Annotated in this window: 17 protein-coding genes; 7 read left to right on the plus strand and 10 right to left on the minus strand. The window is 29.1% G+C overall.

The genetic code is table 11. The annotated features are described in order from the left end of the window. Positions 1-916 precede the first annotated feature (916 nt). A complete protein-coding gene (gene bdr, locus bcCo53_RS07805; RefSeq protein WP_025408596.1) occupies positions 917-1,549 on the plus strand; it encodes a Bdr family repetitive protein in 633 nt (210 codons plus the stop codon). 520 nt (positions 1,550-2,069) lie between these two features. Here the strand turns inward: bdr and bcCo53_RS07810 are convergent. The 4 genes from bcCo53_RS07810 to bcCo53_RS07825 all read right to left on the minus strand — a co-directional run bounded on the left by bcCo53_RS07810 (position 2,070) and on the right by bcCo53_RS07825 (position 7,839). Beyond that, positions 2,070-3,479: a plasmid maintenance protein gene (locus bcCo53_RS07810; protein WP_081751675.1), complete on the minus strand. Its 1,410-nt coding sequence runs from the start codon at positions 3,477-3,479 to the stop codon at positions 2,070-2,072. A gap of 243 nt (positions 3,480-3,722) precedes the next feature. Beyond that, positions 3,723-5,177 (minus strand): IMP dehydrogenase, encoded by a 1,455-nt coding sequence (gene guaB, locus bcCo53_RS07815; RefSeq protein ID WP_025408598.1) that lies wholly within the window; start codon positions 5,175-5,177, stop codon positions 3,723-3,725. A gap of 19 nt (positions 5,178-5,196) precedes the next feature. Next, positions 5,197-6,735 (minus strand): glutamine-hydrolyzing GMP synthase, encoded by a 1,539-nt coding sequence (guaA, locus tag bcCo53_RS07820; RefSeq protein WP_025408599.1) that lies wholly within the window; start codon positions 6,733-6,735, stop codon positions 5,197-5,199. A 300-nt stretch (positions 6,736-7,035) separates the two neighbouring features. Then, complete coding sequence (locus tag bcCo53_RS07825) at positions 7,036-7,839, minus strand: 5'-methylthioadenosine/adenosylhomocysteine nucleosidase (protein ID WP_025408600.1); 804 nt, start codon at positions 7,837-7,839, stop codon at positions 7,036-7,038. 173 nt (positions 7,840-8,012) lie between these two features. Between bcCo53_RS07825 and bcCo53_RS08940 the strand changes: the two genes are divergently transcribed. Further along, positions 8,013-8,168, plus strand: a complete 156-nt coding sequence (locus tag bcCo53_RS08940; protein WP_155806439.1) for an adenine deaminase C-terminal domain-containing protein — start codon at positions 8,013-8,015, stop codon at positions 8,166-8,168. Between the two features lie 560 nt (positions 8,169-8,728). On the opposite strand, the gene bcCo53_RS07830 is transcribed toward bcCo53_RS08940, so the two are convergent. The 4 genes from bcCo53_RS07830 to bcCo53_RS07845 form a co-directional block, all read right to left on the minus strand. Continuing rightward, on the minus strand, positions 8,729-9,529 hold the full coding sequence (locus tag bcCo53_RS07830; RefSeq protein WP_025408601.1) for a CRASP family complement regulator-acquiring lipoprotein: 801 nt from the start codon (positions 9,527-9,529) through the stop codon (positions 8,729-8,731). A 594-nt stretch (positions 9,530-10,123) separates the two neighbouring features. Next, positions 10,124-11,479 (minus strand): NCS2 family permease, encoded by a 1,356-nt coding sequence (locus bcCo53_RS07835; RefSeq protein WP_025408602.1) that lies wholly within the window; start codon positions 11,477-11,479, stop codon positions 10,124-10,126. 288 nt (positions 11,480-11,767) lie between these two features. Then, positions 11,768-12,142 (minus strand): hypothetical protein, encoded by a 375-nt coding sequence (locus bcCo53_RS07840; protein WP_241766574.1) that lies wholly within the window; start codon positions 12,140-12,142, stop codon positions 11,768-11,770. Positions 12,143-12,262: 120 nt separating this feature from the next. After that, positions 12,263-12,703, minus strand: coding sequence for a hypothetical protein (locus bcCo53_RS07845; protein WP_025408604.1), 441 nt, complete (start codon positions 12,701-12,703; stop codon positions 12,263-12,265). Positions 12,704-12,815: 112 nt separating this feature from the next. Between bcCo53_RS07845 and bcCo53_RS07850 the strand changes: the two genes are divergently transcribed. After that, entirely contained in the window at positions 12,816-13,508 is a 693-nt protein-coding gene (locus tag bcCo53_RS07850) for an ImmA/IrrE family metallo-endopeptidase (RefSeq protein WP_025408605.1), read from the plus strand. Between the two features lie 5 nt (positions 13,509-13,513). On the opposite strand, the gene bcCo53_RS07855 is transcribed toward bcCo53_RS07850, so the two are convergent. Beyond that, a complete protein-coding gene (locus bcCo53_RS07855) occupies positions 13,514-14,080 on the minus strand; it encodes a hypothetical protein (protein ID WP_025408606.1) in 567 nt (188 codons plus the stop codon). 204 nt (positions 14,081-14,284) lie between these two features. Between bcCo53_RS07855 and bcCo53_RS07860 the strand changes: the two genes are divergently transcribed. The 4 genes from bcCo53_RS07860 to bcCo53_RS07875 all read left to right on the plus strand — a co-directional run bounded on the left by bcCo53_RS07860 (position 14,285) and on the right by bcCo53_RS07875 (position 19,347). Continuing rightward, positions 14,285-15,421, plus strand: a complete 1,137-nt coding sequence (locus bcCo53_RS07860; protein ID WP_241766576.1) for an ankyrin repeat domain-containing protein — start codon at positions 14,285-14,287, stop codon at positions 15,419-15,421. Positions 15,422-15,546: 125 nt separating this feature from the next. Then, positions 15,547-17,184 (plus strand): PTS transporter subunit EIIC, encoded by a 1,638-nt coding sequence (locus bcCo53_RS07865; protein ID WP_025408608.1) that lies wholly within the window; start codon positions 15,547-15,549, stop codon positions 17,182-17,184. A gap of 169 nt (positions 17,185-17,353) precedes the next feature. Continuing rightward, positions 17,354-18,982 carry a PTS transporter subunit EIIC gene (locus bcCo53_RS07870; protein ID WP_025408609.1) on the plus strand — a complete coding sequence of 543 codons (1,629 nt, stop codon included), beginning with the start codon at positions 17,354-17,356 and terminating at the stop codon, positions 18,980-18,982. A gap of 83 nt (positions 18,983-19,065) precedes the next feature. Continuing rightward, a complete protein-coding gene (locus tag bcCo53_RS07875; protein WP_025408610.1) occupies positions 19,066-19,347 on the plus strand; it encodes an acylphosphatase in 282 nt (93 codons plus the stop codon). On the opposite strand, the gene bcCo53_RS07880 is transcribed toward bcCo53_RS07875, so the two are convergent. Beyond that, positions 19,322-19,774: a hypothetical protein gene (locus bcCo53_RS07880; RefSeq protein WP_025408611.1), complete on the minus strand. Its 453-nt coding sequence runs from the start codon at positions 19,772-19,774 to the stop codon at positions 19,322-19,324. The genes bcCo53_RS07875 and bcCo53_RS07880 overlap by 26 nt on opposite strands. Positions 19,775-19,777 lie beyond the last annotated feature (3 nt).

Raw genomic sequence — 19,777 nt, forward strand, 5'->3', positions numbered from 1 at the left:
TATATAATTTGTTTTTAGTACATAAGTGTTTGGCTAATAATATTGCACAAAGTTGCCTCAAATAAACACAAAGTTGCTACATAAATATACATAGTTGTTGCCAAAACAAACAAAGTTGACTTTCAAGATTTTTTATTTTTAAGAGTTGCCCCTAACATGAACAAAGTTTCCATAAAAATATATAAAAGTTGCATCTAAAATATACCAAAGTTGACATTTTGCTATTATAGATAAATCTACTACTAACTCATTTAAAATAAATCCTAAAAGAATCATTGCTTTAGCTAAAAGCTACTTCTTAATATCAAATAGTACAAATCTCAATAACAAAAATTTTTCTAGCTCTAGTACACAACAGATAACACTCTTTATAAGGTATAGTCAAATCAAATAATAATTTACAACTTTCATAATATTCTTTTATCAATTCTTAAATTATGATTAATAATAATTCTACAACATACATTGCAAACAAATACCCATAAAAATCTTTAATATACCTTAAAAAATCTTACTTGTTCTTTTTCATAAAAATCAAATTTTTTACTCTCAAGATCTATGATAGTACACATATTGATATTTTTTTGAACTAAAATTCATACAACAATATACTAACTAAAAGTATACAATCGAATACAAATATATATACTAATTTACATTTAAAAAATTATTTATGAATAATATATAAATTTAAAGTAAACAAAATATTTACCACTATTTAAAAGATCTAAAAATCGCTGCAAAAAATATTTTTTCTTCTTTCTACTATACTAACCACCTCTGTACTATTCACTATTATTCTTATAACTTGAAATCCTTCTCAGAATAACATCCATTAGTAGATATTCGTTCCCACAATACAAAATACTTCCAATTTACCACTTTTTACTGTATAATTATACTTAAGGAGACTATCATGGCACTTCCTCAACCAATAATTACTCAACAAATGGTTATAGCCGAACTTACTAAAGCAGGCATTAATAAAGATATTGCTATTGATTTATCTTATAGGTACTATAGAAATGAGTTAACTTACAAAGACATTGAGTTTTTAAAAGAAAACTTTGACATAAAACTTGAAAAGGTTGAAGCACTGCTACAAGCAGAAATTCAGAGGGTTGAAGCAAGTTTACAGTCTGAAATTAAAGACCTTGATAATAAAATTGACAATAAATTCAATGAACTTGATAATAAAATCAATACCGTTAGAAATGAATTAAAATCTGATATTAAAAACCTTGACAACAAAATTGACAACGTTGAGAATAACTTAAATAACAAAATTGACAATAAATTTAACGAGCTTGATAATAAAATTGACAATAAATTCAATGAACTTGACAATAAAATTGATAACGTTGAGAATAACTTAAATAATAAAATTGATACTGTTAGAAATGAATTAAAATCATACGTTAGCAATGAAATCTCTATTGTTAGAAGAGATATATCCAACCTAGAGAAGAATAACAAGTGGATATTTGGTTTAACTTTTGCATTATGGTTAACAATTCTCGGAGGATTTATAGCCTTAATACTTAAGTGAATTACTCAAGTTCTATAACCTTTGGTCATAAACTAGCAATTCACTTAAATCATAATAGCATCAACTCTACGCAATTGTTATCTTACCCTTCTTAAATCCTTTACTTTGCTTCCCTTGTAACCTTTCAAAAGGTACTTCCCTTTCATCAACAGGTTCAATGCCACCAAACCTTACCTTTACTATCAACAGACTCCCTTTCCAAACTACCAAGAAATAATTCCTTATAATCCTCAAAAATCATATCCAAAATATTACTCATCAAAGCACCTTGGATTGTTTCACATTCATAATTATCACCAACTCTATTAATTGTAATTCCATGACTAGAGCTATATTTCTTTCTTACCCAATCCTTAAGATATGCATATACATACTCATAGTCAATATCTTCAGAACTAAGTATTGGAAAGTTAATTATTTTCTTATCTGTCCTTTTAGATTATACTTCACGGCTCATGTAAGTATTCCAAAATCTATGCCTTTTTATATAACCTTTTTACTAAATATTTCAAATTAAATCTCATTTACTCTCCTTTTCTTTTAAATTATCATTTTGGCCTATATCTTCAATCATTATTCCTAAATTCAGCATACTCATACCCTTAGTAGTTTTAAATCCTCCAAAATCATCTCTAATTGCAAATTTAACCATAGAATCCTCATTTGAACTAGCACATATCATGTTATCCTTCCCATTATTTGATATACCCAACTCAACACACCTTTCCTTACTCCTTTCCAAAGTAGCAAGCATGCTTTCTCTAGCTTTCTTTTTTAAATTCAATTCTTCTTCTCTAGCCTTTCTAAGTCGCTCTTCTCTTTCTTTTGCTTCTATTTCAAATAACCCAGTTAAATATTTTTGAAGCCTATCAGCTTCTCGTTTTCTTTCCTCTTCTCTTTCTTTTGCTTTTTCTATCTCTTTTTCTTTTAATTCTTCTACATTTAACTGCTCATTAGCCCTTTTCTCCTTAACAACAGATGCTTTTTTAATTCCTATTCGTAAATTTTCTCCATAAGTCGATTTGACGGCACAATTACTCTTGTACTTATTGGGATACCAATCCCTAAACCTACCTTCCCAAATAAGATCATAATCGCTAATAACTCCATCACTACGCTTCATCATCATCCAAATCTTATACTTGTACCTATTACCAAACTGCTTTAAGAAATGTTCTAAAATATCTTCGATGTAATATTCACCTTGGTACTCATCTATTGCAGTCTCTAGATTGATTAGGGCATTGATATACGTTGCATCGTTGTTACTGTATTCTTTTATTTGTTTTAGATAATTTTTACTGATTTTATGTTCACAAGTTAGCCTTGTCTCTATATCATTCCTTTTGAATCTACACTCTTCTTTTTTTAGTTTACTTGAATTAGTATTCTTAAGAAGCAATTCTTTAGAATTCTTATTATTGCTTATATTAGCTTTATTATTAAAAGCATGAGGGGCAACACGATGCGACATTACACTTTTATTTGGGTCATCTATTTCAGACAGGATTCCAAATTTTTTAAGGTTTGTGTAATTAAAATTGCCTTCTTCTAATGAGTCATCAAAATTACCAACAATTTTTTTATCACTTAAACTATCTTTTAGTAAATGTAAAAGGTATTTAGAAATTATGTCTTTATGTAAATGTGCTAATTGCATATTTTGTTTATAAAAAGACATGCTGCCCTTATTCTCACCAAATCTTAGAATTTTAGATTCTAAGAGACCCATTTCATTTAATAACTTTATATCTCTTTCAATTGTTCGTTTACATACTGTCTTCTGTCCATCATTTTTCAGTAGCTTGATTACTATGTTGTATATATCACGTGCTGAGTAGTCTTCTACTCCACACGACTTCTTGTATTTTGCATTCTTAATTGCTATTATCCAGTAGATTTTATACAAGCGCAGCTTGCGTCTTAACATTCTGTTGATTTGATATCTAACTTGAGATACACGAATAAATTTAATATCAGCAGATGTTTTATCTTTATTTAATGCTACAAGAGATTTTAGTATTGACTTTACTTGGCTTTTGGTATCATTTGAATTGAAAAAATTTTTTTATATTTTGTTAAAACGTCCATACGTTTTGTACCTTGAATCCAAAATTAAATTTTCAATTCGAAATCTTTGGTATTGTTAAGCACAATCAAATAATATTACCTGCTACTTATTTTCTAACACATCATGCGTATGAGATTCTCTTAAAGAAGCAGGGCTTATTCTTACAAATTTAGCGTTTATCTTTAATTCTAATATTGTGCCCACTCCCAAATAACCCATTCCAGACATCAAACCTCCCTTTAATTGGAATATAATGTCTTTTAATTTCCCAGCATAAGGAACCATGCCTTCAATACCTTCAGGAATCAATTTACCAGAAGACTCTTCATTTTCAAGTTGGAAATACCTCGATTTAGAACCTCTAGCCATAGCAGCAAGAGAACCCATCCCAACATAAACTTTAAATTTCTTTCCATTATACATTATTTCTTCTGAAGGAGACTCATAAGCACCAGCAAAGAGATTGCCCAACATTACACTATCAGCTCCTGCTGCAATTGCTTTAACTATATCTCCTGAGAATCTAATTCCACCATCCGCAATAACACAAGTATTTGTATGTTTACAAGCTTCAAAAACATCATGAATGGCAGTCAATTGCGGTACCCCAACTCCTGCAACTATTCTCGTAGTACATATGCTTCCTGGACCTATTCCTACTTTCACACAATCTACTCCTAAATCAATTAAATCAAAAGCTGCTTCCTTAGTCACTATATTACCCGCAATGAGGTCCAAATTTGGGTACTTATTTTTAATTTTCCTTGCAAGCTCAAGTACTCTCGTAGAATGTCCATGCGCAGAATCAATCGCAATGACATCAACATCCGCCTTTACTAATTCCTCAACACGCTCTAAAGCATCAACATCAGTAGAAACAGCCGCACCCACTCGTAATCTATTCTTTGCATCTTTACATGCATTAGGAAAATACTCTTGATGTTCCACATGATCTATGTCTTTGCAAGTTATTAATCCTCTTAAATTATGAGCCTCATCAACAATAAGTAGCTTTTCTATCTTATGTTTAAACAAAATTTCCTTAGCCTCTGTTAACGTTATATCTTCTTTTGCTGTAATTAATTTTTTAGTCATTGCACTCATTACGGGGACATTATTATCTGTAATATATTTAATGTCTCTATTAGTTACTAGACCCAATATTTTCCCTGCTCTATCCGTAACAGGCAATGCAGAGATCTTATGTTGTGCAATCAATATCTTAGCTTCTTGTATATTTGCATTCTCATCTATAGTAATAGGATTCCTGACAATTCCAGTACGATGGTAGCCTTTTACTAACTCTACTTCTTTTCTTTGAGCTTCAATTGGAAAATTTTTATGTATAATGCCCATTCCACCTTCTTTAGCCATAGCTATTGCCATTCGACTTTCTGTAACTGTATCCATAGCTGAGCTTAAAAAAGGTATATTTAAAGATATATTTTTTGTTAACTTTGTTCGCAAATCAACATCACTAGGTAATACAGATGATTTTCTAGGAATTAAAGAAACATCATCAAACGTCAAAGCTTCTTTCACGATTTTCTCTACCAACAGATTCTCCTTATTTTCATTATTCCCATTCTACTGTAGCTGGGGGCTTAGAAGAAATATCATAACAAACTCTATTTATACCTCTAACCTCATTAATTATTCTTGAAGAAACCTTCCTTAAAAAATCATAAGGCAATTCAACCCAATTAGCAGTCATAAAATCTAGAGTATTAACACACCTAATAACAGCTGTATACTCATACGTCCTATTATCTCCCATAACTCCAACAGATTTTACAGGCAACAACACCACAAATGCTTGTCTTATATTATAATATAAATTATTTGCCAAAAGCTCTTCTACTAAAATACTATCAGCTTCCTGTAAAATATTAATTTTTTCCTGAGTGATCTTACCAATTATTCTTATTGACAATCCTGGCCCTGGAAATGGATGTCTATAAAGAACATTCTCTTCAACCCCTAATTGAATTCCCAATTGAACTACTTCGTCCTTAAAAAGCTCTCTTAATGGCTCTAAAAGTTTTAATTTAATCTTCTCCGGAAGTCCCCCCACATTATGATGTGATTTGATATGTGATGAAAAACCATTATTGCCCGACTTAGACTCAATGACATCTGAATAAATAGTGCCTTGAGCAAAAAACTCAACACGCTCTTCTTCCAAAGCTACTTTTTCAAAAATATCTACAAATGTTTGTCCTATGACTTTTCTTTTCTCTTCAGGTTCTTCAATATTGTCCAAATTATTCAAAAATATTGAAGAAGCATTAACATGTTTTATGTTTAAATTGTAATGTCTACTAAGTTCTAATATTTCATGAACTTCATTTTTGCGTAACAAACCAGTATCGATAAAAACACAGATTAAATTACTTTTTATTGCCTTATTAACAAGTAAAGCACATACTAAAGAATCTGTTCCACCAGAAAGTCCTAAAATTACTTTTTTATCACCTACTTGAAGTTTTATTTTTTCAACAAAATCGTATACGCTAGCACTTAAATTCCAATTAACCCGAGCTTGACAAATTTTAAAAACAAAATTTTTAAGTATTTGATTTCCAACCTCTGAACAAGTGGCTTCTGGATGAAATTGTAAGCCATAAATTTTTTTCTCTTCACTAAATACGGCTGCAATACAAGTTTTGGTAGAAGCTATTTGTTTGAAATTACTTGGAACCTTTTCAATATTATCTCCATGACTCATCATTACTTTCAACTTACCAGAAAGCCCTAAAAACAAATTAGACCGATTATCTTCTATAAAAAGTTCAGTATCACCAAATTCTTGCTTATCGCATTTAGAAATTACGCCTCCAAACAATTTAATAACAAGTTGCATTCCATAACATATTCCTAAAATAGGAATACCTAATTTAAAAATTTCAATATCCACAGTAGGAGCTCCCTCTAGATAAACAGAAGCAGGACCTCCACTTAAAATTATCCCAACAGGATGCATATCCTTAATCTCTTGTGCAGAAACAGAATATGTAATGATTCTTGTATAAAAACCTATCTCTCTAATTTTTTTCGCAATCAATTGACTATACTGCGAGCCAAAATCTAATATAATTACTGCATCATTGTCCATGATAAATTCCTTAAAAAATAGTTGCTACTCATAATATTGAAAAAAACAAGCTTAGAAACCCAACTAACCGCTTATGCAAGCCTCTAACAAGATAAGAAAAATTTATAACTATCATCCTTGAACAATTTATAAGCACGAACACACTTTCCTAATCAATCCAATACGCCAAATACACAAATTAATCCGAACAATAGTGATTAATCTACCAAATTAAGTTCCCAATATTCTGTCAACAAATAACTTCATGCTAATTAACTTAAACAACAAGTTTACCACTAATCATACTAAATGGTCTATTAACTACATTAATCTCAAGATTTCCTGTACCATTTTAGCTGCATTCACCTTTGCCAATTTAAGGAATTCACTATATTCAACTTCATTACCCTCATGGTTTACAATATCAGATATAGCTCTAACAACTATAAAAGGAACATTAAAGATATGAGCAACATGTCCCAATGCTCCACCTTCCATCTCTACTGCTACTACATCTTCAAAATTTGAAACAATCTTTGCCATATAAGATGGATCAATAAATTGATCTCCTGTCAATATTAATCCTGCATATCCATTAAAATCTTTAAGTCTTGTTTTAATCACTTTTAATGCCTTTTCAAGCAAATTTCTATCGCTACTAAATCTTTGAGGAAACTCTGGGATCTGTCCTACTTTATACCCAAATTTAACCAAATCAAAATCATGATAAGCTACTTCTGAAGATACTACTACATCTCCTAACTTAAGATTAGGCATCTTAGAACCAATAACACCACCAGCAACACCACAATTAATTATATGACTTATCTTATACTTTGACAAAAGATAACTGGTCCATAAACCTGTATTTACCTTGCCAATCCCCACAACAGCAGAAATAACATTGCGATTAAATATTTTACCTTTAATAATTTTTTTATTAATCCCATAATCCTTCAATACTATTTCTTCCTTAGGAGACATAAGCTTATTCAGCTCCTCAGCTTCTGAAGCTAGAGCAAATATCACCAAAACACTGCTATTTTTACTAAAAACAGCATACCCATTAGAACAAACTAATAAAAAGATTAATAACGTTACAAACGAACATTTATGATGAAACATCAATTCGAACCCCCTCCATTGCTTAAAAATAGTTATTATCAATTGTAATAATTAACACCTTTTCCCTATTTTTCAACAAAAATCTATAAGTAATATATTACTTATTAAAAATAAAGAATTTTATTACTTATTCCTTAAAATAAAAGTTTCATTGATACAATCATCATAACAAAATATTAGTAGGTTTTATAAAAAATTGCGAAATTGAAAATGGCACTATTGAAAGAACGGTTACTCACAACTTTCACAATATTGTAATTCTTAGTATGAGTAATGAATATTTATACAGAATAGCAAATCTTATTATCAAAAATAAAAGAAGTTTATGAGCCTCAAATAACCAAGATAACTTAACGTTAAATCTACCTTATGGATTTTATGAATATATAATTTTTGTAAGGATGTTTTAAGTACTAATTTAGATTTTCAATTAATAGCCCCATCTTTAATATCATTAATGACAATTCCTTATTTGAACTTATTTAAAAATAAATGATAAAAAATTGTTTGACGTTGACTCCTTTTCTTCTTCTTGAAAAGAATTAATACATCAAAAACTGACAATTCTTATTTCTGTACTATTAAGTTATGTCCACTGATAATTAAATTACCCTTTATAACTAAATAATTGCATAGATAAAACTAAACATTTCAATAAAACTAGAAAAAATCCACATATAACATTAAACTTCTCAGATAATTTTTTAATTACTTCAATACCCCTTTAAAAGGAAAGACACAATATTTATACAAATATTATGTTTACCGGCTAAAATCTTTATATAAAGAATAACAAAAAAAGTGAGATATACAACCCCTATATTAATCTTGACAAAATAATTTCATAAATCCAACAAGGATGACAAGTTATAACTCTTAGCCTAAAACATTAGATTATCAACTTCAAAAGAACATCTACCAATATTCCCACTTTTTCCATTTCCCCCATTAAAAATTTAAATCGCTGATTAATAAAATGATTAAATTCTTCTAACATAAATTCTGTTCCTTTAAAATTTCCATTAATAAAATTAATAAGTTCATTTATTCTATCATTCCATGCTTCTCTTAAAGACAAAATCCATTCAAGATTTGATTTAATATAATTTAAATCCTTAATAGACATAGTCATCAATATATTTCTTTTAAGATTCATATTCTCAATTAAAGACTCAAGCTTTAACTGATACGCACAAGATACCACACTAAAAATACAGTTTAAAAGATTAATAACACTATCCAAACTTATTTTAGCAAAAAACATTCCTAGCTTTTTAAGTCTATTTTCATTATAATCAAGTGATATATAAAATCTTCTTCTATAGATTTTGGCACATTTAGGGTCAGGACACACTAGAACAAACTTACCGTCTCTAGATATAATGTAACTAAAAGGTAAACCATAAAAATCACGGGGTTCTCTCATGATTTTTAATTCAGAAAAGCTTATCTTGTCAATTTCCCTAGCTATCAAATTAACTATTTCTAATCTCAAATTAAAAACTACTTCATATAAAGAAATTTCTTTCTTTCCTTTTCCCGTAACAACATCATTTTTGGATTTTTTAACTTTAACAATCTTTGAAATATACCCTTTATCTACTTTAGAAATATCATTCTTATGTCCATTGAAATCACAAGATATTAATAGTAAACTGACAATTGACAAGACAAACAAATATCTCTTCATATAAATTCCCCTTGCCATTACAAATGATGATACTAAACTAAATCTACTTTAACATAAATATTAAATTATATAAGATATCAAATTATATAACTTATTAGATTATAATAAACCTTAATATATTATATTATAATAATACGCTTAAGATTACTAACATTATATTGATTCTTAACCATGAGAAAATAAAAACCTAAAATTTTGCCAAAATAAAAAATATCTAATAAACGAATTTAATGATATAGGAATTGACAATTTCAAGATAAAAACAACAAAACTATCAAGCTAACATATACATAAAATTCTTAACTTCAATTTAAAAGAACATAAGTTAGGAATACAAAACATATTCTCACAATGCTAAGAAATATAACTATCAGATATAACTAAACTTTTAAAAAATAGATAATACAATAACTTATCAATACAGATAAAGACAAGGCTAAATAAAGGGACTAATAAATATTCAATAACAATATAAATAAAACATTAAATAATCAAAACAAAAAGTGTTCTCAAAAAAGAGAAAAAATAAAATTTAATAAAAAAACTAAAAAACATCACTTTACTCTATTGGCTTCTAACAATAGAGTAAACAACTTAATGAGAAAATATTAATTTTAAAATAAAAATAAAAAATAATAAAAGTATTGCGGGAGAAATTTTTATATTTTCTTTGATGCACACAATATGCAATATATTTATAACCACATAAAAAATTATCCCAATTCCTATTCCTGCAGCTATACTATAAGTCAAAGGAATCAAAAACAATACCAAAAAACTAGGAATACCCTCTCTCATATTTGAAAAATCTATATTCTTTATTTCTTTACACATAAAAAATCCCACGTATATTAAAGCAGCTGATGTTGCACTAGCAGGAACAGCAATAAACAAAGGTGCAAAGAATACTGCCAATAAAAACAAACTACCTGTTACAATTGATGTAAGCCCTGTCCGTCCACCCTCAGCAATACCTGTTGAACTCTCAACATAAGTAGTTACAGGAGATACACCCATAACTGCTCCAAAAGTAGTAGCAATAGCATCAACTAATAATATTTTACTAGCCTTACGTATCTTACCTTGCTCGTTAACCAAATCTCCCTTTGAAGCAACGCCTAGCAAAGTTCCAACAGTATCAAATAAATCATTAAACAATAAAATCAATACTATAAAAATAAAATTCCAAAAATTTTCATCTAACATATAAGAAAAGCTCAACTTATTAAATACAGGTGCTAGTGACTCATATCGTAAAACACCATCCGGTAATCTAATTCCTACACTAGCAGCAGATTCGCTATCAAAGCAAGCATAACACCATGCTATTATAGTAGTTATACAAATTGATAACAATATACTTCCCCTAATCATTTTAAGTTCAAAAATAAATATGGAAATAATCCCTAATAATGTAAGTAAAACCTTTAAGCTCATAAGATTTCCAAGACCAACTAATGTAGCCTCATTCTTAACAATGACTTCCCCATTTACAAAACCAATAAAGGCAATAAATAACCCTATCCCAACAGTAATAGAGCACCTTAAATTCATTGGTATAGCATTTACAATTTCCTCACGTGCTCTAGATAAAGATAAAATGATAAAAATAATGCCTTCAACAAAAACTGCACCTAAAGCAACTTCCCAAGGTATATTCATACCTTTAACAACAGAAAATGCAAAAAAAGCATTCATACCCATTCCAGAAGCCAATGCTAAAGGAGTATTAGTAAAAACACCCATAAAAATAGTCGCAAATCCAGCTGTCAAGCATGTTGCTGTTACTAATGCTCCCACAGGCATTCCTGCACTAGAGAGTATATAAGGATTAACAATAATTATGTATGCCATGCTTAAAAATGTTGTAAGTCCAGCTATAATCTCTGTCTTATAATCAAGACTATTATTCTTAATCTGCGACATTAATGTCATTTCATCTTTAGCCAAAAGTAATTCCTCCTTTCAAACAATTCTTATTCTATAAAGAAAAACAAAGTTAATACCATTGCTACCAATAATTAATCCCAAAATTATGAAATACAGAAAATGATATATACAAAAATGTATACCGAATTAAACATATTGCTATTAACTGAATCAAACTATATCCATTTAAAATCCATATTTATATTTAAAAGTTACAAAAATAAATTTTTATCGCTTTGATTAATCTCAAAAAATTCACCAAAAAACAAAAAAAGTAGCAACAATCAAAATAAAAGTGCAAAATATATTTCAGTTAATATTATTATTTTGAATAAAAATATCTTCACTATCTGGCAAATGTGAGAAAACAATGCTCTTGAGAACCTTACCAGCAGTGTTTACAATAAAAAATTTTCTAGTCTCAACAAGTTCTAAATATGCTTTTAAAGCAATATCTCTACCCACACTAAAAAAAGTTTGAATATATTCATCGCCAATTCTTCTATAACTCCCAAGCAAAAATGAAGCCACTATATCATTACCACATTGCAAAAACAATGGTTCCTTATATCTCAAATTGTATTTTCCAGAAATAGTAAAATAATGCCTTAGTGAAACTTTATTTTTATCAAATATCAATCTAATATACTTTGAATTCCCAATTAACCTCTCAAGATTCTCCATCTTATTTCTCACCTCAATGGTTGAACAAGCAAACATCAAGAAAAGAAAACAACAAAAAATAACATACCTATTAAAAAATCTCGACATCAACTTACTAAAAACCCTTACACAATATAAATACTATAAAATATTATTCTCAAGTGCATATTTTAAAGTATCTCGAGTACTCTCAAAGTCAACATCAATAAAGCTAGCATCATATTTAAAAGTTTCTCTAGTCCACACTTGATAAGAATTATCATTCAAAACAAAAGACAAACTCTTGGAAGGGTTAAGAGCCGTTAAGATAAGATCAGCATTGTTTCTATCAATAGAAATATACAAAAATCTAAAATTTCCAATACCAACTACTTTAGAAATATTAACATTACCAATATAATTATCATCTTGAATTAATTTTAAATAACCGCTATCAAAATTTAATTTCGAATCCAAAACGACATTAAAAAACACAGAAAAATTATTAGTCGACTTATCTCTCTTTATATAAATTTGACTATTTGGATAAAAATAAAGAAAATAGTTAGCCCTTTCAATCTTGTCAAATTTCTCATCTAGCAATTCATATACCTTTAATGTCTTACATGAAAAAAAAAACAAGACAAATAAGAAAAAACTATATCTCATAATGCAATTATATTATACAATATTAAAAGGAGAATGTTTATATTGAATGAAATCCAATAATTTTAGCACATATATTAAAGCCCCTTATATTTACTCTGATTATATAATCTCAAAATATGCTGTACTACTCATTCCAGTACCAATAATAAAGATTGCAATAGGAGAAGGCCTTAAAATATTTGAAATTGCATTCGAAGACAAATACAAAAATTTTGCAGGCTACATTAAACCAAATAAAAAGACTATATATATAAACGAAACAATGAATCTAGAAAACAAAAGATTTGCAATAGCACAACAACTTGGTCATTATTTAATGCATAAATATCAAGTGTTTAATCCATCAAAGAGAACAGATACTGTTAATACTCAAGATAACCACATGAAAATAGAAGCCAATATATTTGCAACAAATTTATTAATACCAACTACTACTTTAAAACTAAAAGTATTACAATATAAATCAATCAAATATCCACAAAAAGTGATGGCAAAAGAATTTCAAGTATCTGAAAACATAATACACTTTAAATTAAGTATGCTTAATGAGATCCACAAGCTTGAGAAAACAAACAAAATACAAAAAAAACTAAAAGTTAAGCAAATAGACAAAGCAAGAGCTAAAGAGCTTTTACTTCAAAACATAGATAAGTTAAAAGAATCAATAGCTATTGATTTAGAGAAAAGAGAAATTACAAGGAAAGAAAGCATAAAAAAAATCTTCGAAGAACTTGAATAAATAAATTACTCATTAGAAAAGCTTTTAAGCATATTTTCCAACTTTCGTTTAGCAACACTTAAAGATTTTTTATCTTGAATAATCATATCGAAAAAGATCTTTTTAAGCACAATCCAAGATTTATTATCCATATATACTCTTGAAAAAGGAAATTTTATCCTTAAAGGAAATTTTTCTTTAATATTATGCTTATCTAAATACTTCAAGACTTCTGTTTTAAAAGACAAACCCTGAACTATGCTATATGCTAAGATGATTTTATATAATCTCTTATTATATAAATAAAGATGCTTAATATATTCAATATTATCATTATAACTAGGCTCAGAAATATAAACTTCATTCTCTTGATTTCCTTCTAAAATATCAAAACTATGCTCAGAAGAGTCACTTAAATCTGTATACTTTCTTAGATCAGAATTTGAAATCTTAAGTTTAGGATATAACATTAAAGCCTTTAAAGCTATAAGATCCATAGTAGCTTCCTTTTCAGATTCATCTAATAAAAATGTGGAACAACTTAACAAAAATAAAAAAATGAAAAATACACAAGAATCTAAAAATACACGCATATAACAATTTGATTATACTTTCTCACACAAACAAAGTAAATAAAATAGATCTGTTTTGATATAATATATAAAAATTAACCTAAAGGAAATCAAATGAGTTATTATGCATTAAGCAAAACATTTATGTACCTTGGATATATTATTATAGGAATTATATCTTTCACTATTTTTAACAAAAATTTAAGAATCAAGCTCAAGAACAAAATGAAAAAGTTTAATTCTTTATACTACTTAACACTATTTATTCTTTTTATCATGATTTCTAATTTTTCTCATTATTTCTCAGAAAAACAACTATTAGAAGATTTCCAAGCATTCAAAGAAGATTTCATTGAAATACACAAAATTAATTCAACATTTTTACAAAAATATATTTCAAGATTACAAGAACCAATAAAAATGGAAGTAATGTCAAAACTAACACCAATAAATACCATATTTAATGCTAGTTTTGAAAAATATTCAGAAAATATAAACAAACCATTAGATGAGATCGTAAAAAATTATAATGCATATATTAAAGCAATGAACACAGCAATCAAAGACAAAATTGCAGCATTAGAAGAAGAAATTTCGCCAATGTATAACAAATATAAATTACCCAGTGTAGATAATAAAATATCAGACATAAGTGTTGACAAGTATGGCAATATCATTCCAATACTTAAAGACTCAAAAGGTCAAATAACTGACTTACTATTTTACGATCAAAACTATAATTTAGTTCCATTCAAAGAACATCAAAACCACGAAGTCAAATTCGAGATCATTAAAGATGATAATAATTATTTCAAAGAACTACTAAATGTTTATTATATTAATTCAGATAAGATTAAAATTGCCATTGATTATTATAAAAATAATATTGACACGATACCCTATTATATAGACTTAAAAGAAAACAAAAATACTTTTTTAAAAAGTATTAAAATTAAAGACAAATATCAAATATACATTGAAGAAAAACGCAAACTAAAAGCATTAGTAAGCAATGATAACATAGACAAGGTTAAAGTCTTTTTAGCACAAAAGTCAAACAGTTTTTCATTAAATACAATATTTTCTGATGGAAATCCTATATTAATTCATGCAATAAAATCAAAATCCAAGAATATAATAAATTATGCAATGTCAAAAGATTGCAACATCAACTTAACAAATCAAGAAGGCAAAACCGCTCTTCACAATGCCATAATTATCGGATATGACATCAATTTCATCAAATCGCTTATAGAAAAAGGAGCAAATCCATACATACGAGACTTAAATAAAAAGCTACCATTAGATTATGCTCCCAAAGACAGTGAAATTTATAACTACCTAACCACCATTACAACATAAACAATGTTAGTAACTTCATAAATGTAATCAAGATAATTAATTATTATTGTTTTAAATATAGTATATATTAATTAAATTAATTAATATATACTATATTTAACAAGTGAGTACGAGGAGCATTTATTATGACTACCACTGTAAACAAATTTGCCATTTTACAAAAAATCGGTAAGGCTTTCATGTTGCCAATAGCCCTCCTGCCAGCAGCAGGACTTTTACTAGGAATTGGTGGCGCATTTACCAACGAAACAATGATTCAAACTTACAGACTTGAAAATACTCTGGGACAAGGAACCCTGCTAAACATTATCCTATCGGTCATGAGAGATACTGGTGGTGTAGTATTTGAAAATTTACCGCTAATATTCTCATTAGGAATTGCCATTGGTCTTGCCAATGTAGAAAAAGGTTCTGCTGGACTTGCAGGAGGAATTGGATTTTTAATTATGCATAAAGCCATAAGCAGTACTCTCGCAATCCAAGGAATAACTGCTGAAACAGTCAATCCTGAATATTTAATGACAACAGGATTTACTGAAGCACAAGCTGTTGCAAAATCATTTGAATATACAAATGTGCTTGGCATACATACCCTCCAGATAGGAGTACTTGGGGGTATGATCTCAGGGTTCATTGCCGCACATCTCCACAACAAGTATTACGACATTAAACTACCTCAGTTTCTAGCGTTCTTTGGAGGAACAAGATTCGTCCCAATAGTTACAACCGGTACTATGTTAATTATTGGTATAATACTCGTATTTATTTGGCCACCTATACAAAGCATAATTGCAATGACAGGTCAAATTGTAGAAAAATCTGGTTACTTTGGTTCATTTTTATTTGGCATAATTGAAAGAGCATTAGTCCCAACAGGTCTTCATCATATATTCTACATGCCATTCTGGCAGACACCTTTAGGCGGAACAATGGAAATTCACGGAGAATTGATTTCAGGAGCACAAAAAATATTTTTTGCACAACTTGCAGACCCAAATTTTTCAGGACACTTTGAAGTTACAAAAGGGACAAGATTTTGGGTTGGAAAATGGCCAGGACATGCATTTGGACTCCCCGGAGCAGCACTTGCCATGTGGTGGGTAGCAAAACCTGAACGCAAAAAAGAAATGGCAGCATTTCTTGGTTCTGTAGCATTCACATCATTCTTAACAGGCATAACAGAACCTGTCGAATTCACATTCATTTTCGCAGCACCTATTTTATTCTTTGGTTTTAACGTCTTTATGTATGGCATGGGATTCGTATTGATGCATCTTTTAAATGTTGGGGTAGGAGTTACATTTGCAGATGGATTTATTGATTACCTTCTTTACGGAATACTTCAAGGGAATGAAAGAACAAGTTGGATAAATATATTCTACGTAGGAATACCTTATTTCTTTATATATTTCTTTGTCTTCAAATGGAGCATAGTCAAATTTGATTTCAAAACTCCAGGAAGAGAAGATGATGGAGTAACTGCTACAAGAGCAAGCTCAAAAGAAATACTTGATAATTTAAAAGAAATTACAACCAAAACCATCACAGGCCTTGGAGGCGTTGGTAATATTAAATACCACAGTGCATGCATTACAAAATTAAGAGTTGAGGTACATGACATGAATCTTGTCAAAAATAACGCTTACTTTAAAGAACTTGGTGCTAAAGGCATTATAAGGCAAGACAAAGGACTACAAATTATATTTGGCGTTGTATCAGATAATGTCAACACAGAACTAGAAAAAATAACAAAAGAATCATAACCATCAAAAACAATAACTTGTAAGGAATGGGCACCACCCATTCCTTCTGAAACAATTTTGTCTTTAAATTTATTTACAAGATTAACAAATATTGTTAATATATAACTAAATAATATAATTAAAAATGTTAATTATATTATTTTAACAACTATTCAAGGGGGAGAATATTATGTCAATATCATCAGAATCTATATTTACAATATTACAAAAGGTGGGAAAAGCTTTTATGTTACCAATAGCTCTTCTACCAATAGCCGGGATCTTACTAGGAATTGGTGGTGCACTTACCAACAAAACCATGATTCAAGCTTATGGCATTGAAAACATACTTGGTGAGAATACTTTAGCAAGTTCAATACTGTTTTTAATGAAATATACAGGTGAAGTAATTTTTTCAAACTTACCTTTAATGTTTGCAGTGGCAATTCCAATTGGACTGGCAAGAGCTGAAAAAGGAACAGCTGCTCTTGCTGGAGTTGTAGGATTTTTAGTCATGCATCAAACTATCAATGGAATCTTATCTATCCAAGGAATAAACCCTTCAACCGTAAGTGTAGAATCACTAATATCAATTGGAACACCCGAAGCAGAGGCAATCGCAAAAAATCAAGAATACACAAATGTACTTGGAATTTTCTCTCTTCAGATGAGCGTAATGGGGGGAATGGTAGCAGGATTTATTGCAGTAATGTTGCATAATAGACTGCATAACATCCAACTACCGATATTTCTAGCATTTTTTGGAGGGTCAAGATTCATTCCCATTATAACCACACTTATGATGTTTATAGTAGGGATAATTTTAACATATATTTGGCCACTAATTCAAGGAATGATGACTACACTTGGAAATATTATAGAACAATCTGGATATTTCGGTTCTTTTGCATATGGGGCTATAAAAAGATCTTTAATACCTTTTGGACTTCATCATATATTTTATATGCCATTTTGGCAAACATCTTTGGGTGGAATCATGGAAATTAACGGAGAATTGATCTCAGGAGCACAAAATATTTTTTTCAAACAACTCTCAGATCCTAATACTGTACACTTCGAAGTTACAAGAGGTACACGATTTTTCAGTGGTGAATTTATAGTAATGATTTTCGGATTACCTGGGGCTGCCCTTGCCATGTATCATACTGCAAAAAATGAGAATAAAAAAAACACAGCTTCTCTATTATTATCAGCTAGTTTCACATCAATGTTAACAGGAATAACAGAACCTATTGAATTTGCATTCCTGTTTGCTGCTCCTGCTCTTTACTATCTCATATATGTTCCTTTATTTGGACTAGCACATCTACTAGCACATATTTTCAATATTGGAGTTGGATTAACATTTTCTGGAGGATTCATTGATATGTTTTTATTCGGCATATTACAAGGAAATAATAAAACAAATTGGATAATGATCCCTCTAATTGGAATATTTTACTTCATAGCATTTTATTACATTTTCAAATTTGCAATTATAAAGTTCAATCTAAAAACACCAGGCCGTGAAGATCTAGAGACAGTCATAAAAACAAGTTCACAAAACACAGGAATATCAAAAATTGCAAAAAAAGTACTAGAAGGACTCGGGGGCAAAGACAACATCACATATCTTGACGCATGCGCATCAAGATTAAGAATAAATGTTAACAAAATCGAACTAGTAAAGTCTGTTACCTATTTTAAATCCATTGGAGCAAGTGGAGTGCTTAAAAAGGGAAATGGTATCCAAATTATATTTGGAGGATTATCTGATAATATAAGAATGGAAATGGATAAAACTTATATCAATGCATAAAAACATTTAAAAATATAAACTATCAATAAGAGGAGTTCAATTTTACAATCTCTCCTCTTATATTTTATAAAAAGGATAATACTATGTATAAATACCAATACCTCATTTCTGGGAAAGTACAGGGTGTGGGATTCAGGTTCTTTATAGAACAAATCTCAAATAAAATATCAATCAAAGGCTTTGTTAAGAATCTAGATGATGGAAGAGTCGAAATAATAGCCTTCTTCAACAATAAAGAACAAATTGAATTATTTGAAAACACTCTAAAAAAAGGCAACAGTTACTCAAAAATTGAAAAAATTGAAAAAAAACTTTTAGATAACAAATCTCCCTTTGATTTCAAGAACTTCCGCGCTTACTACTAATATCTTTAATATTCTTACCCTTAATTACTCTCCTTTTTCCAATTCTTGTTTTATTATTACCTTTATTTACAAAGTTAAGACCCCTTGAACTAGACTTAAAAAAATGTTCAACCCTAAATTTCAAAAAGTCTAATGATTTTTTATCCTTACAAAAAATATTTAGATTACCATCGGAAAATTTAATGTCAAGACCATAATTAGTTTCTGTTTTTAAAAAATTACAAGAAATAAATTCTCCATTCAATTCACTTCTTTTAAAAAGGAAAAAATATTTTTTACCTCGCTTAGAGTCTCTAAAATCAATTTTTAACCAATCATGCATTGGTTCAATTGACACTAAGTTATCATAAAGATAAGAAATATAAATCATTCTATCACCATCGACACTTAATGCCTTTTTAAAAAAATAAAGAAATCCTGTATCCATACA

The sequence above is a fragment of the Borrelia coriaceae genome, assembly GCF_023035295.1.
Lineage (GTDB): Bacteria > Spirochaetota > Spirochaetia > Borreliales > Borreliaceae > Borrelia > Borrelia coriaceae.